The 21,592-nt window shown below is 46.4% G+C and carries 15 protein-coding genes; all 15 read right to left on the reverse strand.

Translation table 11 applies throughout. The features are described 5' to 3' along the window. The coding region (locus QUB08_RS28445; RefSeq protein WP_333229192.1) for a plasmid replication protein, CyRepA1 family at window positions 1–2,426 on the reverse strand (2,426 nt) is incomplete at its 3' end. Window positions 2,427–2,973: 547 nt separating this feature from the next. Beyond that, window positions 2,974–4,221: a helix-turn-helix transcriptional regulator gene (locus QUB08_RS28450; protein ID WP_333229194.1), complete on the reverse strand. Its 1,248-nt coding sequence runs from the start codon at window positions 4,219–4,221 to the stop codon at window positions 2,974–2,976. 370 nt (window positions 4,222–4,591) lie between these two features. Beyond that, window positions 4,592–4,738, reverse strand: a complete 147-nt coding sequence (locus tag QUB08_RS28455; protein WP_333200604.1) for a hypothetical protein — start codon at window positions 4,736–4,738, stop codon at window positions 4,592–4,594. Window positions 4,739–5,412: 674 nt separating this feature from the next. After that, entirely contained in the window at window positions 5,413–6,186 is a 774-nt protein-coding gene (locus tag QUB08_RS28460; RefSeq protein WP_333200606.1) for a hypothetical protein, read from the reverse strand. A gap of 126 nt (window positions 6,187–6,312) precedes the next feature. Beyond that, the gene (locus QUB08_RS28465) at window positions 6,313–8,259 is read right to left on the reverse strand and encodes a hypothetical protein (protein WP_333229196.1); all 1,947 of its coding nucleotides are present in this window, start codon (window positions 8,257–8,259) and stop codon (window positions 6,313–6,315) included. Window positions 8,260–8,273: 14 nt separating this feature from the next. Beyond that, window positions 8,274–8,990, reverse strand: coding sequence for a hypothetical protein (locus tag QUB08_RS28470; protein WP_333229198.1), 717 nt, complete (start codon window positions 8,988–8,990; stop codon window positions 8,274–8,276). A gap of 24 nt (window positions 8,991–9,014) precedes the next feature. Then, on the reverse strand, window positions 9,015–10,145 hold the full coding sequence (locus QUB08_RS28475) for a hypothetical protein (protein WP_333229200.1): 1,131 nt from the start codon (window positions 10,143–10,145) through the stop codon (window positions 9,015–9,017). A gap of 264 nt (window positions 10,146–10,409) precedes the next feature. Then, window positions 10,410–11,417 (reverse strand): hypothetical protein, encoded by a 1,008-nt coding sequence (locus QUB08_RS28480; protein ID WP_333229202.1) that lies wholly within the window; start codon window positions 11,415–11,417, stop codon window positions 10,410–10,412. Window positions 11,418–11,422: 5 nt separating this feature from the next. Further along, complete coding sequence (locus QUB08_RS28485) at window positions 11,423–14,674, reverse strand: hypothetical protein (protein WP_333229204.1); 3,252 nt, start codon at window positions 14,672–14,674, stop codon at window positions 11,423–11,425. Between the two features lie 16 nt (window positions 14,675–14,690). Then, window positions 14,691–15,407 carry a hypothetical protein gene (locus QUB08_RS28490; RefSeq protein WP_015211738.1) on the reverse strand — a complete coding sequence of 239 codons (717 nt, stop codon included), beginning with the start codon at window positions 15,405–15,407 and terminating at the stop codon, window positions 14,691–14,693. A 21-nt stretch (window positions 15,408–15,428) separates the two neighbouring features. Then, window positions 15,429–17,795, reverse strand: a complete 2,367-nt coding sequence (locus tag QUB08_RS28495; protein WP_333229206.1) for a hypothetical protein — start codon at window positions 17,793–17,795, stop codon at window positions 15,429–15,431. Between the two features lie 109 nt (window positions 17,796–17,904). Beyond that, window positions 17,905–18,327 (reverse strand): plasmid mobilization protein, encoded by a 423-nt coding sequence (locus QUB08_RS28500; protein WP_333229208.1) that lies wholly within the window; start codon window positions 18,325–18,327, stop codon window positions 17,905–17,907. Window positions 18,328–18,801: 474 nt separating this feature from the next. Next, window positions 18,802–19,059 (reverse strand): hypothetical protein, encoded by a 258-nt coding sequence (locus tag QUB08_RS28505; RefSeq protein WP_333229210.1) that lies wholly within the window; start codon window positions 19,057–19,059, stop codon window positions 18,802–18,804. A gap of 810 nt (window positions 19,060–19,869) precedes the next feature. After that, window positions 19,870–20,199, reverse strand: a complete 330-nt coding sequence (locus QUB08_RS28510; protein WP_333229212.1) for a XisI protein — start codon at window positions 20,197–20,199, stop codon at window positions 19,870–19,872. Next, on the reverse strand, window positions 20,187–20,603 hold the full coding sequence (locus QUB08_RS28515; RefSeq protein WP_015211743.1) for a XisH family protein: 417 nt from the start codon (window positions 20,601–20,603) through the stop codon (window positions 20,187–20,189). Before QUB08_RS28515 ends, QUB08_RS28510 begins: the two co-directional genes overlap by 13 nt. Between the last annotated feature and the right edge of the window lie 989 nt (window positions 20,604–21,592).

The following is a 21,592-nucleotide window of genomic DNA, read 5'->3' on the forward strand; positions in this document are numbered from 1 at the left end:
GCATTGGCAACTCCTGAAGCCTCAGCTACCTTATTCTCTTCTCTGATTATTTTGGCCTCATCACTAAGACAATTAGCTACATTTTCTAAGTTTTCCAACTCCTCTTCTAATTTTTGCGCTTGCTCAGTTAGCTGTTCCAATAAATCCCTGTCTTGGCAATTGTGAGCCACCAATTTTTGCATTTGTATAACTTTAATCTCCTGATGTAATTGAGTCTCTCGACACAATGTTATCTGATGCCCTTCAGCCTTCAATCCCTCCAAAATAGCCTCTCTGTAGTTCCACATTCCAACGTTGATTCTAGCTGCCATTAAAGCCCAAGTCCGCAAGTGAACAGGGTCGTGAGAGATATCTATGTCAAAATCCACACCGTGCAACAGTTTGATATTAGTTTTAATGACTTTCTGCTGAGATTTAATTATTGCTCGATAACTAGCGCTGCCATTGCCAATTTTGCCGAAACCAAATTGTTGAGTCCAAACAAACCAAGGCACATTTTCATCCCTTACACGGGCTAGAGCTTGCAAAGCGTCATTGACGGCTACCGCCCCTTTAAAGATGCCAAAAACTGCTGTAAAGTAACCTCGGATATTGATGCTCACCCCAGTGCCAATCGTAGGGCTGGCGATGATAATATCGTAGTTTTTTATCTGAGCATTGAGTTGCTCAATGCAGCCATAAGCCGGATGATTTGGATCTGCTACTGATTCGCTATCAATCCTAAGAATTCGATAATTCGGAAAGCGCCGTTGCAGTTGGGTCTCAAGGTTGCGACAAGACCATTTTCCTGTAACTTTTTGTGAGTCTTCTACAACCATAATACGCGGTCGGTATTGCTCTTTAGGACAAAATTCTGCACGGCTTTCAATGTCGCAGCAAGTGACTTTTTGAGAGAGAATCTTCTCCATTTGAACATACAGAGAAGCCGGGTTAGAAGTGGCAAAAAAAGTCACATCTCGCCCGCGTTTTGGCTGCCACTCATTGATAACAACCCAAGGGGAAATAGGGATACCTGCTATCGCTATTAAGTAGTCAATGCTGTAATCCGATAAATCTGCATCTTGGGCAACAACTAAGCCTCCACTTGTCAAAACGTTGTGGATGAGTTCTTGCAGAGTTTGCAAGATAGCGACTCGGTTTTCGCGGCAAGTTGAACTGTTTAAGGCGTGCCAAATGACTTGTTCGCACTCATCGATGATGACGATCGCACCGGACCAGTCTTCAGGATTAAAATTAGCTTGAGACAATGGGTGGAGGCTGTCTATGCACAAGCCGTATCCGAACAGTTTACCAAAGGCTGAGTCTCTGGTTTCGTCGATGTAGTTGATTCCTAAGCTGGCACAGATAGCCCTACCCAGTTGAATCCTATGGGTAATTATCAGCACGCGGCGATCGCCTGTGGAAAGGGATTGTGAGACTAAGTTGGTGAGGGCTTGGGTTTTGCCCGTGCCTTTGGGGGCTTTGATGCAGGCTAACCCGGACTCTGGATAGGGGAGTTTTCCCAGATAGCGAGAATTTAGCTTTAAAGACGCGGGATAGGTTAAAAGCCATGATTCCCTAGCGAGCCAGAATTGGAAGCCTTGCGCTTCATTTTTGAGGGCGCTGAAGGCATCCTCGCCTTTGGATACCACGAAATCGTCAACGCCTTTTTCTGGTCCTGGCAGGTTGATGACTTTGACGGGGCAATTGGCGGCTGTGAACAGGCGGCCGAGTTTGCTAATTTCCCGGTTGACGTTTTGGATGGTTTGGCGTTTGCTGTCGCGGTCGAAGCAGATGTAGATTTCACGTTCCTCTGTGGCGAAGTGTTGCAGTTCGGGGATGAGGTAGGGGTCGCATTTTTCCCCTTGAGGGGTTTTGGTTCTGACACCGCCGGTGACACCGGGGAGGGCGATGGCGGCGTAGCCGAGTGTGAGTAGGCATCCGGCTTTTTTTACGCCTTCGACGATGATGACCGGGATGTTGTTGTCCCATACCCATTGCCAGAAGCCAAGTTGTCTGTCTGAGTTGTCGATGGGGACACCGTAGCGTGCTGCGACTTTTGCCCAGATGTGGTCTGGGACTTGCAGGAAGAAGGCTCTGGTGGGGGTTTTGGGGGGGTGTTCGTATTTGACGGGCTTGGTTTTACCGTTTGGGTCGAAGCTGTTGCGGGGCTGATAGGGTTTGAAGCAGCCCCAATACATGGGCTGCCAGTTGTTGAGGGGGTCTAGGCCTGAACACCACCAGCCACCGTGTTCGATGTGGCTGTAGTGTTTTCTGGCCCACCGCCATTGTGCGTCGGGGTGGACTCTGCCGGAGGCGGCGTTGATTTCGTACAGGAGGTATTGGTACGGGGTGTCGCCTGAGAGGATTTGGACGTTGAGGGCGATGAGGTCGGGGTCTATGCCCGAAGCCAGCCATTCGGACAGTGGGGAGATGGGCGCGTTCACAGCACACCTCCGGTGTTGGTCAAATGGAAGGGCTTGAGCCAGAAGGGGTCAGGCGGGGTTGAGGGGGTTGTGAGTAGGGGTAGGGGTGTTTCTCTGGTGTCAGCAAGGCTGCAGGCAATTCCCGTGTGTTTGGTTTGACGGCAATGCTTCCAGCACCTCAGATAAAATTCTCTCGTCACGTTTTAGATTTGGCAGAATTTGAAATCAATCCTCAGCCTGTCTGACTCGGCTGCTGCGGTTAGTGACACTCCCTCAAACTACTCAAACTACTCAGGAGATTTTTAGGCGCTGAAAGCTATACAGGGCAAAGGTTTCAAATTTAAAACTTTTCCGAATACCCCCAAAACTTTTCCGAATACCCCCAAAACTTTTCCGAATACCCCCAAAGTGTTTAGGCGCTGAAACTATTGTCAGATAAGAGATTCAAGCAAATTTGCCAATCTTTTAGGTGTTTAGCTGTTTAAACACTCTGCTGCTCAAAATGCTAAAAAGACCCCCTGAACTGGGAGTCTTTCCGCTGGAGCCACGATGCCTTCTGGTTGGCTAGTTACTCATTTAAGCCAAGGTGACGAATTATCTTGGTTTTCAGGCTGGGCTTGATGGTATGTGGATAGCAGCCGTTCTCAATCTGAGATAGCTGGGATGCTGAGATCCCCAGCTCTTTTGCCATTGTTCTCAGGCTTTCTTCCATAGTTTTCCGAGCTTCTCTCACCCATTGACCAAAAGCTATGGGTTCGGTTAGGTTGGCTGCTGGCTGAGCTGGCTTCTGCTTGTGGGCGGGTCTTTTGGGCGGTTGCGGTTGCTCTGGTTTTGGTTCGGGTTGTTGTGGGTGTTTGGGTAGCGCTTCTGGCTGGCGTAAAGTCCCGTTAAGCTGTAGCCAGGTTTCAAACCAGTGATTGGGCTTTTTAACTTTGCTGTTTGGATGCGCCCAGTCAGGGACATCGGGCTCGTAGTCAAAGAGGTACGGGTATTCAAAATTTCCCAGTGTTTTCAGCCCTCGATCGAAGCTGCGTTTTAAATTCGAGGCAACAACTCCCTTTCTCTTGGCTGTCTCTATATCGTTTTTATACCCAGTTCGTGTCAGCAGCGTCTCTATTTGATACCGACCGTTTTTGTGTTGTTGCAGGGCAAATAGGGCAAAATAAGCCAGTCTGAGGGCCATTTTTTCCTGGTAACAATCTAGTTTTAGCGCCTCGCTGGTAATGTAGCCAAATTCCCGCAAGTATTCGTGACCTGCAAATTTGTCAAACCATTTGCCAGGGCGATAAGTGATTTCAATATCGATTAAGGTGTTTTTGTCTTGTTGATGAAACACCTCGGTAATTTGAAAAATATCCCAGAGATTGGAGCGTTCAATAGTAAATGTTTTATTGCGTATCCGCCAAGATTTAACGGAAACTTCTAATCGCTTTAGTAGATATCCATGATGAACTAAGGCTCTTAGTTTTTCTTCTTTAGAAAGGTATCGGGCTGGCTGGCTATTGGCGTCTCGTTCGGCTTTTGGGATGTAGTGTTTCTTTTTATTATTTTCACCAAAGTCAGCTAGGAGTTTAGATGCTGATACTGTAATTTCCTCTCTCCCGGCTTCGGGTTTGCGGAAGGCAATCATTGCCAGTGCGTAGTGCAGTTTGAGGGTTTCTTCTCCGAAGTTCTGGGCGATAATTTCCTTAGCTTGATAGGCAATTTCAGCAAAGTCTGTTAGGTCAAAGCGATCGCGGATTTGCAATTCCACTCGACCTTTGGAAAAATCTTTGCAACCATTTAAACTGGTTTCGCTTATTTCCCAGAAATCCATACCAGTGACTCCAGCCGTATAGACCGTATCTGTGATTGCACTACTGGGGCATTCTTCGTAAAATTTTGTTCGGCAGAGCCGGGGTTCTGTAGATGACTTATGTGACCGTTGCGATTGCTTTAACTTCGCGTTGGGTCTGTCGCTAAGGTTATTAGAGCCTGCATTAACCTCAAGGCTTTGATTATCGCAGATTTTCTTGCCAGACATGGGGGCGATCTGTCTCCACCTGTTACGGTCAGTCCATTGTGCTTGTCAGGTTGATGGGCTTGCTGGTTACAAAGCTTTCTCGCATCACAAAATAAATCGCAGGGCTGTGGGGCCGTTGCGATCGCTCACCCAGTAGTGGCGGTGGCAGGGCTGGGGGTAAATGTCAGCGATCGCTATCAACTCTGCTACAGCAGTGTCGCGCCATTAGGGTACGTTCAGCATTGTTGAGTTTGAGTTCGAGCTTCAGGGGGTACATAGCAAGCGTGAGCGAGTCAGGAGTGCCAACATTGATACTTATTTTACCAGTCACAGGTCCAGAAAGACAAGAACACCGTGTTTTTTTGGACAAAAAGCACGTATGGGGCGCTCTACATCAATTTAATATGTTTGTGGGTCGGTGCTCGGCAGTCACTCGCAGACACGATTACCAGAACATATCTGTTGATTTAGAGCTTCTGATTTGGTATTATTGAAGGACTAACGCTAAAATTTTTGGCTCCCAAAGGGGCTAAAAATTTCGGCAAGGACTAACACTAAAATTTTTGGCTCCCAAAAGGGCTAAAAATTCCGGCTCCCAAAAGGGCTCTGACTATGACTAGGATCGGTGGTCATAACTGTCAAAAGACCCCGGTTATTTGATTTGTAAGAAGCGTTCTGGTTAAAGAAAAACGTTCAGAATGGGGATTCTAAGGTTGTTTTTCTGACTAACTGTTCGCTTTGACTCATCCAACAGCCTCACTTGCGACTCGGCTAGAGTTTAGAGTGAGGCAATATTTTTATATGAACTTACCATCGGCTTCTCGAACGCAGTCAAATTTTTATTGATTGCCTTCATTTGCTAACACTTCACCAGCCTGGTAACGAACTTCGAGTCATTCCCGAAGGCGATCGCATTCCCAATTGATGTAAAGAAACATTTCTGTTTCAAAGAAGAGGGATAACGTTCCCGATACGAAGTTGGAATATTGGGTCGAGTAAACGGGTTTAATTTCCTGGAATCAGAGTTAAAGGAGAGGGCGAAAAAGATGACGTTTTGGGAATTTCAAACACAGGTTCGCGACTCAACCCTAACTGCCCCAATGAAATAACAACAGACATTGATAGATTAGTTGTTTCAGCAGCTTTAGCAATACCCGTACCATTTCGAGCTAGAGCGATGAACTCTCGAACTTTAAAAACTACAGGGTCGTTGGGAGGCGTGTAACCTCTTCGGATAGCAATGCCTAATCCCCGTTCGATGTCGCCGATCGTCGCCGTTCGATTGTCTGCTAAAGTTACGCTTGGCTCCTGCCCGGGCACTACCGTAGAGATGGCAATGCCATTATTAGTAGGTTGCCCGTCCCGGTGAACGACATTGAAAGTATAAAGGCGTTCAATTCCTTCAGGAGAGCGAGTTTTAACAAACAGGTTAGTAATGTTTGCTGTTGTAGCGCCAGGGAATTGTAAGGGTTGAATCGGTTGGACAAATATGGTTCTAGCTTGGTTAGTTTTTAATTCAGCATCAGTGTTAAAGACAGCCCTGGACGGATCTGCCAACCGGATGTACATAATGACTTCACCAGTCTGGCTAAAGTCAATAACGCTGGAACGGCCAGACCACACTTGAAGGTTGGTAGTTGCATTTGTTGCTGCATCTCTTCCTACAATTTTTAGGGCCGATGTTTGAGCTTGCCCAATATCGACATTGCTGAATGCAGTGGCAATTAGTAAGGCAGGAGAAAGTAAAGCCAGACGAATTTTCCGAGTGAGTTTTTTCATGGTTATATTACCTCCAAGATTTTTGTATAAAGCCCGGTGTGAGTAAGCCGAGTCGTGGAAAGAGGAAGTCCAAGAAGTGATTCTTGGAATCTCCGTTCCTTTAGGGCGGGGAGGATGTCAACTCCGTTATCTCTGCACTGTGACAAAGGCATTGACAAATACCGAAACTTGAGTTCCTTCTGGTACGATCGCCACGTTGCCTCGCTTCAAAAGTTCTTGCGCGTTGCGATCCGATCTTTCTCGCAACCGTTGGGCAGTAGGTGTAAAGAATCCCTCTAAAGCGGCTGCTAAAATGTTAGGTTCAGACGAGGTTGTTGTTTTAACAGCCGTACTTCCAAAAAAGCCGCTCTGCTGGCTGAAAGTTTCTTGGGCGGGTCGATTAATTATTTCTCCTACCCGCCCCAAGCTGCCGAGAATTCCCACTAAAATATCAGCCTTGGCTATTTCAGAACCTCTGTTAAATAAACTGTCGGCAATGAGAGGTTGGTTATCGATTCCGCGAACGATTAAGTATCCGGGAGGAATGGGTACTTGTTGGATGCGACCAGCAGAATCGGGGTAAACAAGCGCCACCACGCTTTGAGAAACCAGTCGATTTCCGCGCGTGACATTTTCTACTTGAGTGATTAAGACGGTGCCGGACGGTAAGGCGATCGCCCCATCAGTTGCCATTATGTCCTCGGTCAATTGGACGGCAAACCTTCCGGCTGTCGGGCTTTGACCTGCTTCGTCCCAAATCATCGGCACGATTACCTTGGCAAGAGCAGATGACCCGATGGCTATCTCTCTCATTGCTGTGCTGCCTTCAGTGTTTTCGCCGGTCGTGCGGTTGAGGATTCCAGCTTCTCCAGGGCTCATGGCCTTGGCGTTTACAGCCGAGCCAGCAGCTCCAATTGCGATCGCGGGTATCTCTTGCATTGGTGCAGCCGATTGTGGGCTTTTTGGCGAACTGACTAGCACTGGCTGCGGGTTTTGAGAAATCGGCGGCACCGGCTGCTGTTGGGACAATGGTACCGGTGCTGCTACTGGCGCAATTGCTACTGCACTGGGCGGTGGTGCCGGTACTGGCATTGCGGGCGGCACGGCAGGGTAGTTTGCCGCTGTCATCCCCGGCGCGATTGCGCTAGGAAAAGTTGCGGAACTGGCAGAAATACCTTCAGCATTTAGCTCTTTAACTGCTTGACCTCTGCTTTGCCCCAGAGAAGCTAATTGCGCCCAGCGCTCGTAAGGGTCTACTTTTTCTGGTGAAGGCGACCGGGGTGGTGGCGCAGGTCGAAGTGCCAGCAGTGCGGGTGGCGACACAGGGCGCGGTAATGGCGTCGGACGAGGGCGCGGCGGGGGCGGTGCAGGCGGCTGTGCAGGGCGCGGTAATGGCGGCGGTGGAGGAGGAATGGTCTGTACCGTCCTTGGCGGCGGCGGATTAAAGTTTTGAACCGGCCTTGGGGTTTGAGACCTTCTAGCGGCTGGTGCAGGTTTTGGTGCAGGCGTCGGTTTGGAAGCAGGGGTCGATCGATTTTTAGGTTCAGGCGGCTGAACTTCTAGCGCCCGCTGCTGATCTTGAAATGCCAGCCGGCTTTTTAGTTCTCCTGACTCGTCTTTAGAAACTTGAGTCGGTTTAGGGTTGGGCGTCTTTGCCTGTTGGCGGACAGGTTTAGGAGCAAAGAACACAAACCAAAAGAATCCCAAGATGCCGAGAACTGCGCCAGTACCCATTAATACTGAAAACGTCCGAACTTCGGGCTTCTCAGAAACAGAGCGGGTTTCTGCTCCTTCGCTGTCCTGTTTAATTCTGTGCTCGGAGGTCAATAATTCATCGGCGTCTCCGTCATGCCCTGCCAATTCTCTTTCCTCCTCACGGCTCAACTTTTTGCCATTGCGGATAGGGCCATTAGGAGCGTTAGCTGCCTGAAAACCGTTAGAACTGTTGGAAAAGTTATTGGCTGCATTAGAGGAGTTGTTGCCATTAAAAGGGTGGCTAGTTGTGCTGCTAGGCGGCGTACTGTAGGAACTTTCTTCAATTTCATCGGGTTCGCCATCAAATTCGCGCCAATTTTGAAGTTCTTTTTCGTTCATGTTTTTACCTGCTATTAATTGGGTTTAAATTCGGTAATTTTGTTGATTTCTAAGCCCGCCGAGCGAAGCTCATAAACTTTTTGTTCAAAAGCTGAGGCTTGGCTACCTAGCGGCGGGGTTTGGATTTCTACAGCTTTGATTCGGAAAGTGCGATTGAAAGGAATTCTTTCATCGATTCCTGACGTGCGATCGACGAGCAACCGGGTAGCAATCATGTCAATTTCCCATTCGCCCGGACGGACTTCTCTGGGTTCGGATAAAAAAGAAATGATGACTGTTGCTCGCAATTGACCCGTAAAAACTTTATTGGGGACGAGTTCAGCTATGTCAGGGAGAGAAGCTTTGCCAAAATTGGGTTCTAGGAGTAACGAAGCAAAATAGCTGCTGGTAGGAACTCGTTTGGAATTGACTTTAATTCCTGAATCTGTATCGTTAGTTCCTGGTATTTTATTGTCCCAGTTGAAGGTTAACTCGGCCCAAGTTTTGACAAAATTTTGGATAACTGAGGGATACCGAAAAAACCTGTCTCGTTCCGCTACGTAGTAAGTTTGACCGTTGATTAGCTGGACTTGCGTTGTCTTCATAGCAGCTACCGAGTTGATTCGGTACGCGACGAAGAGGTGCAGAATTAGGGCGAGGATATTTACTCCAGTTAGGATGAGGAAGCACAATGCCAGTATATTTTTAGCTTCTGGCAACAATGCAGACTGTGAAAATCTTTGTAGTTTCATAAAATCTTTCGGTAATTAGTGACATCACTTAAATCCTTTGTTCATTGCCAAATTAGCGGCTGCTCCTATAGCGTTGCTCAAAACATCGATGAGTTGTTTGGCATTGCTAGCGATGCCGCTGTACAGGGCAATTCCTCCTCCGCCGGCGATTAATAGAGCTAATCCGGGTGCGAAAATGCTGATTAAAAAGAGAAAGGCAACATCGCTAGCTAATTCGGCTCCAGAATTGACTAGCACGGTGGCTGCCAATCCGACGACGATGTTATATCCAAGTTGGACGCCAAATAAACTCAGAAATCCAGTTGCCCAAGCCCAAATCGGTCGGCCCTGCAAGGGAAGTAGCGACAGCCCCATCGCGATCGGCGAAAAGAGTGCTGTTAGTAAGAGCGCTGCTTCAAGGATGTTGACAAACGCCCACTGGATGCTATATAGAATGAATCGGATGATTGGCACTGCTTTTTCTCTAAACACTGAACCGGGGTCAGTTATAAAAGTCGCGGCATCTTGAGCAGCGCCGGGCAAGCTATTATTCCAGAGGATTTCAGCAAAAGCCCGCAGCGCTTGCAGAGGGGCTGAGCCGGCGGCTTGCCTTTCAGCTTCGCTAACAATTTTCTGAGCAGCTTCTTGCTTGGAATTCCAGCAAGTAACCAGTTCTTCTCCTACTTTATTTCGGCATTCGCCGTAGAGATTTTCGAGTTGTTGCCGGCCGATGTTGCTGATAGTGACGTTGGCGATAGCGTCCCTAAATGTCATTTCTCCTAGTTGCGCTTCGAGGACACCTTGGACTTGTCTGTAAGCAAAGCTCCTGGTAAAAATGACGGTATTTGCTAGCAATTTGCCGTTAGCGCCGAGGAACAGCATGATGACGAGCGGCCAGACGAACAGTGCTGCCAGTTCTGACCATGACTGCTTTTCGATAATGTCTTTCCCGCTGCTTAGAGTTAAGAAGAGGATGCTGACGGCTGCTAGGGTGATGCCGAGCGATACTAGACCGACCCACAGCCCAGAAGCGATCGGGTCAATGGTGCTAATCCAAACTTTGTCCCAAGATTCTGAGGTAGTCTTAGCCAGGTTAATTGACTCGCTCACAATGTCCAAAGATGACCCTTCTGCACCACTTGTCGGTGATGTAATTTGTGCTAGAAATTCTCTCATTTGTTTATGGGAAAAACTTCAACTTTGTATTCAACAACACGGTCAGTCTGCACGCAAACTAGGCAATAGTCATCGGTGATGTCTGCTTGCTCCCCAACTTTGCATTCAAGCCAGCCGTGTTAGAAGCGCTTGACAAACTTTTTAAGAGCGATGCTTGACAATTTTTTTTAGAGCGATACAGTCAACAGCTACGCTCAATTTGTGTTGTCAAAATCTTTGCTAAGCCAAGAGACGATCGCCGATTCAATTTAACTGCTCGGAGCATTAATCGGGAGCGGCGAACCTGTTAGTTGAAATCGGGGTTGTGCTGCTGCCACTCGGTTTTCCCAAGTAGCCGCCGCCGGGGAGCATCAGCATTCCCGCCTGGTAGCTGGCTTGGTTTCCAGACGCTGTGCTGCCTCGGCGATCGCCCGTGTTGAGCGCGGATATTTCCTTAGCAGCTTGCGACAGCAGCACGTTATTAATGGCCCGATCTGTGCGAGCTTGCTGAGCTTCCTGTAAATTTCGCATCTGGACTTGTGCGCCCAATGCGGTCTGCTGCGAGAGGTTTTGGAGAATTTGTTGAGTAACGTCGAGGCTCTGCGATTCTTCGCCCAATTGGACGTTTTGTTCGGTATCTTGTCGAGTTGCTTCTAACACTTGGAAGCTGTTGTTTTGAGCTTCTTTGCTGAGGGTTGCTCCGTCAGCTATGCCGATAGCGGCGCTGCGCTGAGCTTGAGCGTCTAAGTCAGACATGATGGTATATGAACCTTTGCCGTCTAATTTGCTCGACTTAGTTTCGAGTAAATCTGACAGTTTCGTTCCTTCTGTCTGGGATGTTGGAGCTTTAATAATTTGGCTGCTGACTTGGCTCAAATCAGGAATTTCGATAGCTCCGAGAGAAGAGGAAAGGAGTTCGTTTAAAGAGCCAAATAGCTCGTTTTGCACGAAACCTTGGATGTCGCCGATAAAATCGTTGACTTGTTTGAAAACATCTTCAATGGGAGCTAAGAAACTTCCCGCAGTTGGGGCTGGATATCTCACAGCCGATTCTTGTGTACTTGGGATGAAAGCGTTTGGGGCTGGAGCTTTCATGGCCGCTTCTTGTGTACTTGGCACGAAAACGCTTGGGGTTGGAGCTTTCACAGCCGTTTCTTGTGTACCGGGCACGAAAGGAGGAGTTGCTTGAGCTAAACTTGGTTTAACTTGAACGATTAATTCCAAGCTGGCTAACAGGGAAACTGCTGCGAGTTTTGTAGCAGGTTGCTGCATCAATTGAAGTCGGTATTTCATGGGAGTTATTTTGGTAGTTTTGCAAAAACTTGAGAATTGTTGCTGTGAAAATCGGATGCCATTTTTTGCTGAGCATTGGCAGCTATGGTAGTAATTTCTAAATTTTGACCAATGTGGTCAAAGCCTTTTCCTTCTTTCACTGCTGCAATGTATTCTTGGGTGAAATGCTTTAGCCCTTGAAGCTGCCCTTTGAGGGTAGGAGGATATTGAGCCATGATGCGATCTCGGGCTTCTTTTTCATTTTGATTGTTAGCAACTGATGCCAACATCATCTCTCCGGGGTAGAATCGCGATCGCCAAAATCTTCCTCCTTTCTCAATCAGCCAGCACGAGTAGAGGTCAGCAGCTCTTGGCAGAAAAGATTCCGTTGCATTTGAACTGATAATTTGCGGGTCGTACCCCAAATATTTGTGAGCGGCTGCCACCCCAGAATTGGTTATTCTTCCGGTAATTCGGTAGACCATATTTTGCAGAATTTGTGCTCCTGCGGAACATTCGCAGATAGCATCAAAATCTTGGCTCAATAGCAAGACAGCTATGCCATCTTTTCTGCCAGTGGCGCAGAGTTCGCCGACAACTGATGCAAAACCATCTTTTTTGAGTAGGACGCTCAATTCATCTCCAATAAATAAGCTTTTGGGGTGAGAAAGAGCGTTGCGGATGCAAGCAGCATGGGCGTTAATTGCCATTAAATAGGCATCTTGTTCGTTAGACAGTCCCGATAGGGCAAAGAACTTAACAGCAGGTTCCGGCGAAAACGTGCTGGGCTGACCGATCGCTTTTCCCAAGCGGGATGTTAGCAAAGCATTTCCTTGGCTGAGGATTTGATTGATGGCTAGCTTATCCAGTTCTTCAAACGATTTGAGGTTGAGCCTTTCTTTGCTGCAAAACCTCAGCAAATCTTGGAGAGTTGGCATTTGCTGCCATTCGGGAGATTGCCACCCTCTTTCAAATGCCTTGTTGTAGCGAGCGATGATTTCTGGATCTCTAAGGTACATATCGAGCATTCGCAGGATAATTGAATCTACCCGCTGGGCTAAGTGGGGATGGTGAATTTTGCCCATTGCGATCGCCACCAGAGCTTTGCGGATAAATTCTTTCCAAGATTCCATCCGCCGCTCTCTTTCAGCTTTGTCGAACTTGCGGAGGTCTGGCGGTTCTACTAAATTGCTAGATCCTTGACTGATGTCGTAATATGCGCCTTGGTCGCCCAAAAGTTCGATCGCGGTTTTGAAGGTACTGTTACCCCCGCTGCTGATGTCCATCCCGACAACAGGGATATTATTCGCCAGAGCTTCAACGGTAAAACGCCACCCCAAAACGCTCTTGCCTGAACCAGATTCGCCAGTAATTAAAGCGCGGCTAATTTGGCTGTAGAACAAGTCAATAAAAATTGGCTTTCCGCCTCGATGGGTAATAAATTCAACTCCTTTTTTATCCAAATCGCGGGGAACTGTTAGTGGCAGAATTCCAGCAGCAGTTTCAGTATCGAGGGTGAGGCGGCGTTCGCTCAAAAATGAACCGCTATGCAGCAACCATTTCCAAGTAATGGGCAGGCATTGCAGCCAAATATCCCAGGCAACGTTCCGCTCGCGGATGACTTTCGCAGTTCCAAAACTATTAGAGAGTACGTTACAGGCTTGGCTTAATTCTTCCGCAGTGTTTCTGTACACTAAAAAGGCAACGGCTGCATTGAGGGGTACGGCTCCTTGGTAAAGCCGGCGCTGGGCGTCGAAAGATTCCTCCTGTTTAATTTCAGCGCCAATATCGCGCCCTTGCCCTTTAGTTATAGCTCTGCTGCTAGCGGCTTTTGCTCCTTTCGCTTGTCGGGCTAAGTTATCATTAATTACAAGGGAATTTCCGGCGCTAATTTCTACAATAGCTTCTGTATCGCGAACGTAGCTTGAGGACATCACCTCCCAAATCCATTTCAATTGCTGGCGGGTATTAATCCAGCCTGCGGGCGCGTCATACATTGTCAGAACAGCACATTCTTTTCCCTTTCCCGTCAGATAGACGCGGTTGTGGCTCTTGCGGTGTTCGGGGCAGGAGGATACGCCATTCGTTCCTTCAATCAAAACTGTAGAAATGTGTTTTTCAGTCGTCTTAATTTCACTGAGCTGATAGCCCGAAGGCGTTTCTTCAAGTTTAACAACTTGAGGGATTTGCGGTGGTTTACTGCTGTTAAATCGCTGCCACAACCACTCCCAAAGTTCAGATGAATTCATGGGACTAATTTCGAGTCCCATTTTGGTATTCAGGAGAATTTCCCAGCGGAGGAATCCTTGTTCAAAAGAGTTGAGTAGCAGTTTCGTGTAAAATTGCTCTCTGTAAATTCGCGTGTTGCCCGCAATGGTTTCCACAATCGAATCGCACAATTTTTTGACCCCATCAATGGCTTTGCCAATGAAATCCCTGGAGATGGTTTCGCCTTCGTTATCGGCCGTCCAAGTACAGAAAGCAATTTGCTCCCATACTTGTCTAGTACCTTGATGAGTTTGTTGGCGGAGGCGGTACTGTTCATTTCGGAGCAGTACAGATACGGGTTGGAGTTCAGCGGTGTCAGCCAATTGCTCTAACTCTTTTTGCCTCGCAGCATCACTGCTGTAACAGCCGGCGCAGAAAGTGATTTTTTCACTGGGTGGGATGTCTTTCATTCCTTCTTCAAGAGAAGCTGCAAATGCCGACACTTCGTTCCTAAACAGTAGGTTGTGAAGCCCTCGGAGGCGGAATCCAAATACCAGTTGGTAGTTAGTCCCGTTATTGAGGAGCATCCCAGACACTTGCCTGCCATCTTTTTCAATTTCCACCAAACAGCAGAGGTTAATTTCATTCTGGAAAGGCATAAATTTGCTCCTTCCACCATATTGATTGGGTACAATTTTGGGCTTCAATTTGACCCGCATTTGCGAATCGTAAGGCTTGCCTTGGATGCTAGGAGGGCGCAGGGAAGAGATGGGAGAAATATAGAAGCTGTCGCCGCTGCACCACTCATCTCCGGGGGGCTTGCGGAACTTGTCAGTAAAAAGGTGGGGTTGATTTCCTGTTAGGAGCCACCAGCTTACAATCAGCCAAAGCGAGACAGTGAAGAACCAACCCAGTCCCAGGCTAAATAGACCCATCGTTAAGATGTATGCAATGGCGGTCAAGAAGCACCAAGGTAGAATTTGATTGGCTGGAATAAACCCGATACTTGCTTGTTTGCCCAGGATTTTATTGACTCTGATAAAGTCTTTTTCTGGATCTTGCAAAGCCATTGGTGACTCCTTTTTCTTAGTTCCAAAAGGTCAGACTTGTAATCACTCCCAGCGGAGGAAGGTTGGGAACCAAGCCGGCTGTAGTACCGCTGCCGTCGCCGACGAACAAGAACGTTATTACGTCTATGGCAATCACAATGCCGAAGGCGAGGGCAATTTGGGTGACAATTGGACGCCAATCATTGCCTTGCTGCGCTTGGTTGTAAGCGAATAAAGCTGCGGCGGCTACTAGCAAGAGAAATACGCCTCGAATGGCATTGAAAATTAAAACGATCGTTGATTCGTCAATGGCTGTTCCTCCTCCTGCTGCTCCAGCTTCGCTTGCTAGATTGGTCATAAACGCTTGGAGACCGCTTAGAAAAATGGCTTGTGCTGGGGTCTGAAAGTTATTCAGGAACATTGTTACTGTTATGACAGCGACAGCTAAATGCCAGAAGCGAATTTTGCTGCCCAGCAGTTTTTCGAGGATGGGAACGCTGCGGGTAATTTGCCATAGTCCGAAGAACACCAGAGATGCACAGCTAAATACGCTGACAAATAAGGGCTGGACAAGAGTTAGATAAATGGCTGCAATTAGGCAAATTGCAATGAAGCCTAAATCGGCGTTATTGAGCTTGAATTTACGCATGAATGTGCTAAAATGGCTGCGGCGCTTGTGGGTAATGCCTAGGTTAGTAACCCTTGCGCGATCGTTATGAGAGCGGTAGTTGTTGTTCAAGTAATCGTTTTGCATTGAATTTTTCCTCAAAGTGGTTTAAGCTTGCAATTCGTTGCGGTCTTCTCGCGACTGTTCTTTGCGTTCTGGCGAGGTATAGTTGTAGTCTTTAGATGCTTGAGAATCTCTAAATTGAGTTTTTTGTGGCTCTGGGGAGCCGACTACAGCTTCCATTTCTTCAACAGCAATGTGGCACTGCCGAACGTCTGGTGGCTTTCCTTTGACCAGAACGGCATCGAACACTTGTGCGTCACCTTGGCGGGGGTCAGTTCCTATCAGTTGTTTTGACCCGTCTGGCAGATCCAGGATTTCAAATTCGTATTTGACTGCCCCGGTCGTGCCGTCTTCGCGACGCGATTCTTTCCAAGGAAACACTGGATCTTTTTCCCCGCTAAAGCGTTTGGGGAAGGTGTCCTGAAACTTTTCAACTAAAGCCTGGGCAGTTGCTAGCTTGTTGTATTCTTCTTCCGACTGAGGCAATTTGAAAATGGCTTCTCTTTCTTCAGGAGTTAGTTTGTCCCGATCCGGCTCAAATTTCCAGCGAGATCCATTCTTGGTTCCCGAAAAAATTTCGGTATTATCGCTGCCTTTTACAACAACTTTAACTTCGTTGTTTTCAGCAGTTACATTCAAGCTGCCGCCACCATCAAAAGCAATACCCGATTGGGGAGACTGCCCCGTAGCGAAAGCATAATTGACCAAGCAATCTGCTACAGTTTCTCGCTGCTGCTGTACTTTTGTTTGAGCTACCATTTTACTAAGAAGATCCTCTGGTTCGCTTTCCTCCTTGTCGATACTGTTAGGTGCAGTAACGGTTGGCTGAATTTTTTGACGAGTTTCTGGCCCTTGTGAATTAGGATTAAATTCTGATTCAACAGGCATCTGAACGGTCATTTTATGTTCCAGTTTGTCAACGATACTTTCAAGGCGATCCAACCTCTTTGAGAGGTGGCCTAAATAGTCTTGAATTTGGTCTAACTGTTCGCTGATGCTGGTATCTTTATCGAGCTGTAGAGGCTTAGATTTCTGGGAGTTTGGGTTGAGCTTGCTCTCTAGATCGCCAATCTTTTCGCCAATTTGAGCTGCCTTGGTTTCGGGATTGTTGATTTTAACTCCCTCGGTGACCTTGGCTTCAATGTCGCGATCGCTTCTCTGAGGCTGGCTCGTTTCCAATTCCTCTGGTTCAGTTGCAGCAGGCGGTTCTAATACCTGCTTAGCCCGTTCAGCAAGTTTTTCAGTGCGGGTATCTATCGCCTCTATGCCGGAAATGACATCAGCGTGTTTAGCACGAGTCGCAACTCGGTCGGCGCGATCGTTTAATGAGTCAATTTGTTCGAGAATTTTTTCAAGTTTTTCTGCCTGTTCCTTTTCCCTCGCTCGTTCAATGTAATCAATTAGATCCCCAATACTCTTGGCTCCAAGTAGACCCATTAAAGAGACAGTTTGGACGGTTAAGCCACTTACGGTTAATCCGTTAATTTCGCTTCCCATAGAAGCGACACTTGCACCTTGACGATCGGTTTCTTTTAGAACAGTTTCAAGGGTATCGAGGAAGGGATATTTTGCGTCGGGCTTTTCAGCAACTTTTTGCTTGAATTGTCCGTTATCATTCTGATTGAGAACGCTGCGATTTTTAGCTATCTTGCCCAATACACCATTGGGGATAGGAGCATTCTCATCATCAGAAAGTAGTTCTTCAATATTATCTTCTTCCTCCTTTTTTTGCGTTTTGCTGGCATTTTTTTGAGAAGCTACTGACTTTCCTAGCTGGCGTTTGGACTGCGATGACTTGCGAGTTTGCGTATGGTGGCTGGGAAAGTCTGCATCTTCTTCTAAATCGCTTAAGTCATCTTCCAATTCGCTATCTAGTTCTAAATCGCTTAAGTCATCTTCCAATTCATCATCTAGTTCTTCATCAAATTCTTCGGAAATGCCGTCCTCCTCTAATTCATCACTGGCATCCAGCCCGATTAAGTCCATAATTTGGGATGGAGTATAGTAATTGTTATTGTCTTTCGTTTCAACGCCAGCCTGTTTCAAATTTTTAACTAAATAGACACCGCTGGTTCTCTGGCTGGGGTCTTTAGTTAAATAGAAAACAAAGCCAGATACCTCGCCTCCTTTTCCTTCAGTAACTAAATCCATGCTGACACTAGCTTTCTGATTGCCAGAATCATTGATTCTGTCGGGTCGTTTGTTGAAGGATTCAACGAAGTTTTTGAAATCTTCCCAGTCCTCAATGCCACCTTCTTCTTGGATTGTTTCTATGGCAGCATCGAGGGTTTCCTGAATGTGTTCGAGTTTTTTGACGTGTTTGGGATCTGTGGCTGTTAGGACAGACCAAGTACGCTTTGGGGCAGAAAATTGTCTTTTGGAGTTGGGCTTAGTTGAGAGTTTTGCCGCCATTTTTCTCACCTCAGGAGAGGAAAATCGAGGTTATCATTAGGTTTGAGCTTGAACTTTCAGCAGCGCTTGAGATTGTCAAACAGGACTATTAGCTAGTTGAGCGATCGCTTTATTGGTAATCCACAAGCGGGGGTATTTGTTCGCAGGTTTTGCTCAAAAGTTCTCTCCTGACTTTGCCTCTTAGTTCTTGGTGATATTCGCCTAGCATTCTGCTGAATTTTTGCAGAATTTCTAGACTTTGTTTGGGTAACTGCCCTGCTTTTACTGCTGTCTCTACACCTTTGGTCATTTGGCAAATGTGCGCGCTCATTTTTCGCAGTTGGACACAAGTTCCTTCATTGATAGCGGGGACTGTGCGGTTAGGGCTAAAAGCGCGTTTGCGCAAGTAGTCAGACAGGTTTTTTTCACCTGCTTCTGCGGCACGCTTCACTAAATCTGCCTTTTCAAAGGTGGTTAGGCGCACTCGGACTACTTCAGTCTTTCCGTTGGGTTTGGAAAGGTTGTTTTTGGGGAAACTTGCAGTTGTAAGCACATCAATTTTCTAGGGCTAACTAATGGTTTATTAAGGCCAAGTTAAACAGCAAGGGATTAGGTCAAAGCGGTTGTTGGCATCAAGTTAACTTAATGCTGAGCAACCGATGCTCATTACAAATTCCTGAACCTTGATGGCAAGGTTTGCGCCGTAATTCATCCATTGCTTTTATTGATTCAATTTTCAGCAATTCTGTTGGAGATGAGGCTGTTTCTTTCGGTTTATGTTTTGTTCGGTCACAAGTCGCATTAGTGAGAAGTGACCGGAGCAGTTTTTATCATCCAAATGGCTGATGGGAGGGTGAATACTGCGGATTGGATTGCTTGTAGCCTTTGACTATGTTGTTGTTTGAAAGTTGGCAAAGTGCATCATTGTTGAGTATGGTTTGCAGCCAATCGTACTTTGTTGTTGAGGACGGTTTCTGGTTTGCGATCGCCGTCGCTCAACAAAGTCTTAATATTTCGTGCTGGAAGTTTAAGCAAGTCTGAGTTGATATTCCCAGAAGAATCGCTCTGTATTGTTCGGGGTGCGACACAAGTATTTCCAAATGTCCAAGTGTGTGTCCATTGCCAAACCTATGACGATATAAGATTCTTCATTGTCTGTCACTGCATCCCCAAAGTTAAAATCCGGTTGCGCCCAATTGTCAGGCAGGGCGATCGCATTCGCTTCAGGGGCAGTAGCATTGGTTGGATGCGATATTTGAGTGGGCGTGTAGTGTTTTTGTGGCATTTGGTCAATTTTAAGAGTAAGCGATCGTCCTGCTTACTGGCGGTAGCCAGAGGAAAGGTATTCGTCAGCTACTTGTGCTGAAGCGAATATATGTCGTTGCCTTTTGCACAAATTCTGACAATTGGGCGATTTGGGCGATTTACTCATTTTTACCCCCCTATAACGTCTATTTGACATGGCTTGCTATGCGACTGGCGCACTAACTAGGAGGATTTAAGAGGTGTTGGAGTACAAAAAATCTATTTAAAAGCAGCGAAATTTAATTTAACTTAATTAAGATTTGTGAAATTTGGAGGAAAATTTAGGAAATATTAGGGAGAAGTAGGAGATATTAGGGAATATTAGGGAATATTAGGAAATATTAGGAAACAGAAGGGTTAAAATATAAAGATTTTTGTGGCTTTCAGTAACAATCGTGAGCTGTTCTTTCTCACAAAAAGTTGCACCCTCTGTGTGGAGGATGCAACTCATGCTTTTTGTTAGCAGGTGCTATTTTTTAGAAGAACCTGACCTTTGTTGTAACATCAGTGGGGTTAGTACCTGGACCAGCGAGGCAACAGAGCGGATTAAGATAGCGATCGCTAAAATGAGTCAGCGGATTTAGGCTACATCCCTCTAGCTATTGAGACTTGCGATTATGCCTTATCCATTGCTACAGAATTAGGCATCCCATTAGCCCAAGAATGTCAGGAGTTGAAAGAAAAATTGCTGAGCGAACAAACATAAACTGTGACGAATCAGTGGCAAATGTTTAATAGGAGAGTAAAGAGGGATATTTATCAAAATGACTAAATGCGATCGCTCCCATTTTCAACTGACAGCAAACTCAGTAAATTTTCGTTTATAGGGAGCTTTAAACGCTAAAACTATATCTAGCTTAGGAACTCCAGCTTCTACTAATTCGTTAGCAACTCCGACTTCTGTACCATCCCGTTCGATCCAAATTTTGCCATCTTTAATTTCCACGTAAATGATACATCCAAATACTCGTGTTAAATCTTGCCAACCAATATTAAGAACTTGATAGCGATCGCGTTCCGTATCAAATATCAGTTGGACTTCAGTCTGGCTATTTGACCGATTTTTGGCATGACTTTTAAGAATTGTTTGCACTACTTCACGGTAATTCATTCCTTCCATAGAACAATATCCTCTCGTTCGGGGTTAAAAATAAGCAATTTGAGTTGATGTTCTGCAATTACTCTTTGAATAAATTTACGACTAAAAAATTCATCGTAAATATCAACTGTAATTGCTAAATACAAAGTTCTCTCTGGCTCTGTCAATCTCAAGGCTGAACGGTAGTTGAGGCATTGACCAAGTGCTATGTGAAACTCAGTCACGTCTGACGCTCCTAGAAAAGATTTTACCTCTACTGCTATCTTTTGACCAGTTTTTTCAGCAGCTAGGATTCTCTCTGCTGCTAAGTCTATGTAAAAATCAATATCCTCAGCTTGAATAAATAGAGGATCGTCTGTAATTGTCCACCCATCTTTTTCGAGAGATGTTTTAACTGTATTGTGAAAGAAATCTTTAGCTGACATTAAGAAACTTTGTTTTCAAGCTAATTGTTAGGATAGCACAAGTATACTACAGAGATTTGCGAAGCGAAGCGTTCGTCTAGGACGAGGGTAAAAAGTGGTTTAAGTATAATCCATAACATACTTTTAGCTGTGCGTACAACAGAAGTCAATGGAAAATTTTCCATTGACTCCTAGGCGATCGCCCCCTAATATCAATTCCGGTGTGCGATTCGTTTAACCTAAATGGATAGGTACTCCTATCCAGGGACGGTTAGCCTGACTCCGAGGAGTCAGTGATAACTGATTACACTTCTGGGTGAGGCATTAAGTCAAGTCCCAGTCCGCAGGTGCAGCGGTAAAAGCATATCCCCTATTTTGTTGGGTAGCAACTAACAGGATAAAGCGGGGATAAAAGGCAGAAAGACTCTTAGCCGAATGGGGTAGCTGTCGAGCCAGAACTTATGCGTAGCGAAAGCAAAAATGTGTCTGAACCACCGTTATGATAGATGGTCAAACGGCTGACTGACCAAGCCAAAAGGCAAGGATAGGGCATAAGCAATTATCGGATTGACTTATCAGCACTGCCCAAAAAACCCGGTGGAAAGCATTACGCTGTCATGTTCAACCAATGTGTAATCGGAACGAAGTAAAGCTCTCACAGCCCTTAAAGATAAGTAGGTTGCTAGCCGTAAACTGTGAGTGTGTGGGATGGTTGCAGAAGCCAATGCCCTGTTGTAATGACAGAGATATGCTGACAGCGCCGGGCGATGTAAAAGATAGAGACTAAGTAGCCCTCTAAAAGCCTAATGCCACAGAAAAAATCTGATGGTGGGATGTAGGGGTAAAAGGAAAACTATCTTGCCGTAGCAATCAGATCATGATTTGATCGTACTGTATCCATAACCAGGATTACATCACTCAGGAGCCGTGTGCGGTGAAGCGCGACGTGCAAAGTCGCATTTGATGAGTAGAGAGCCGTCTCTCTCTGGGGTACTTCTCCTCAGTCCTCG

The sequence above is a fragment of the Microcoleus sp. BR0-C5 genome, assembly GCF_036705045.1.
GTDB lineage: Bacteria > Cyanobacteriota > Cyanobacteriia > Cyanobacteriales > Microcoleaceae > Microcoleus.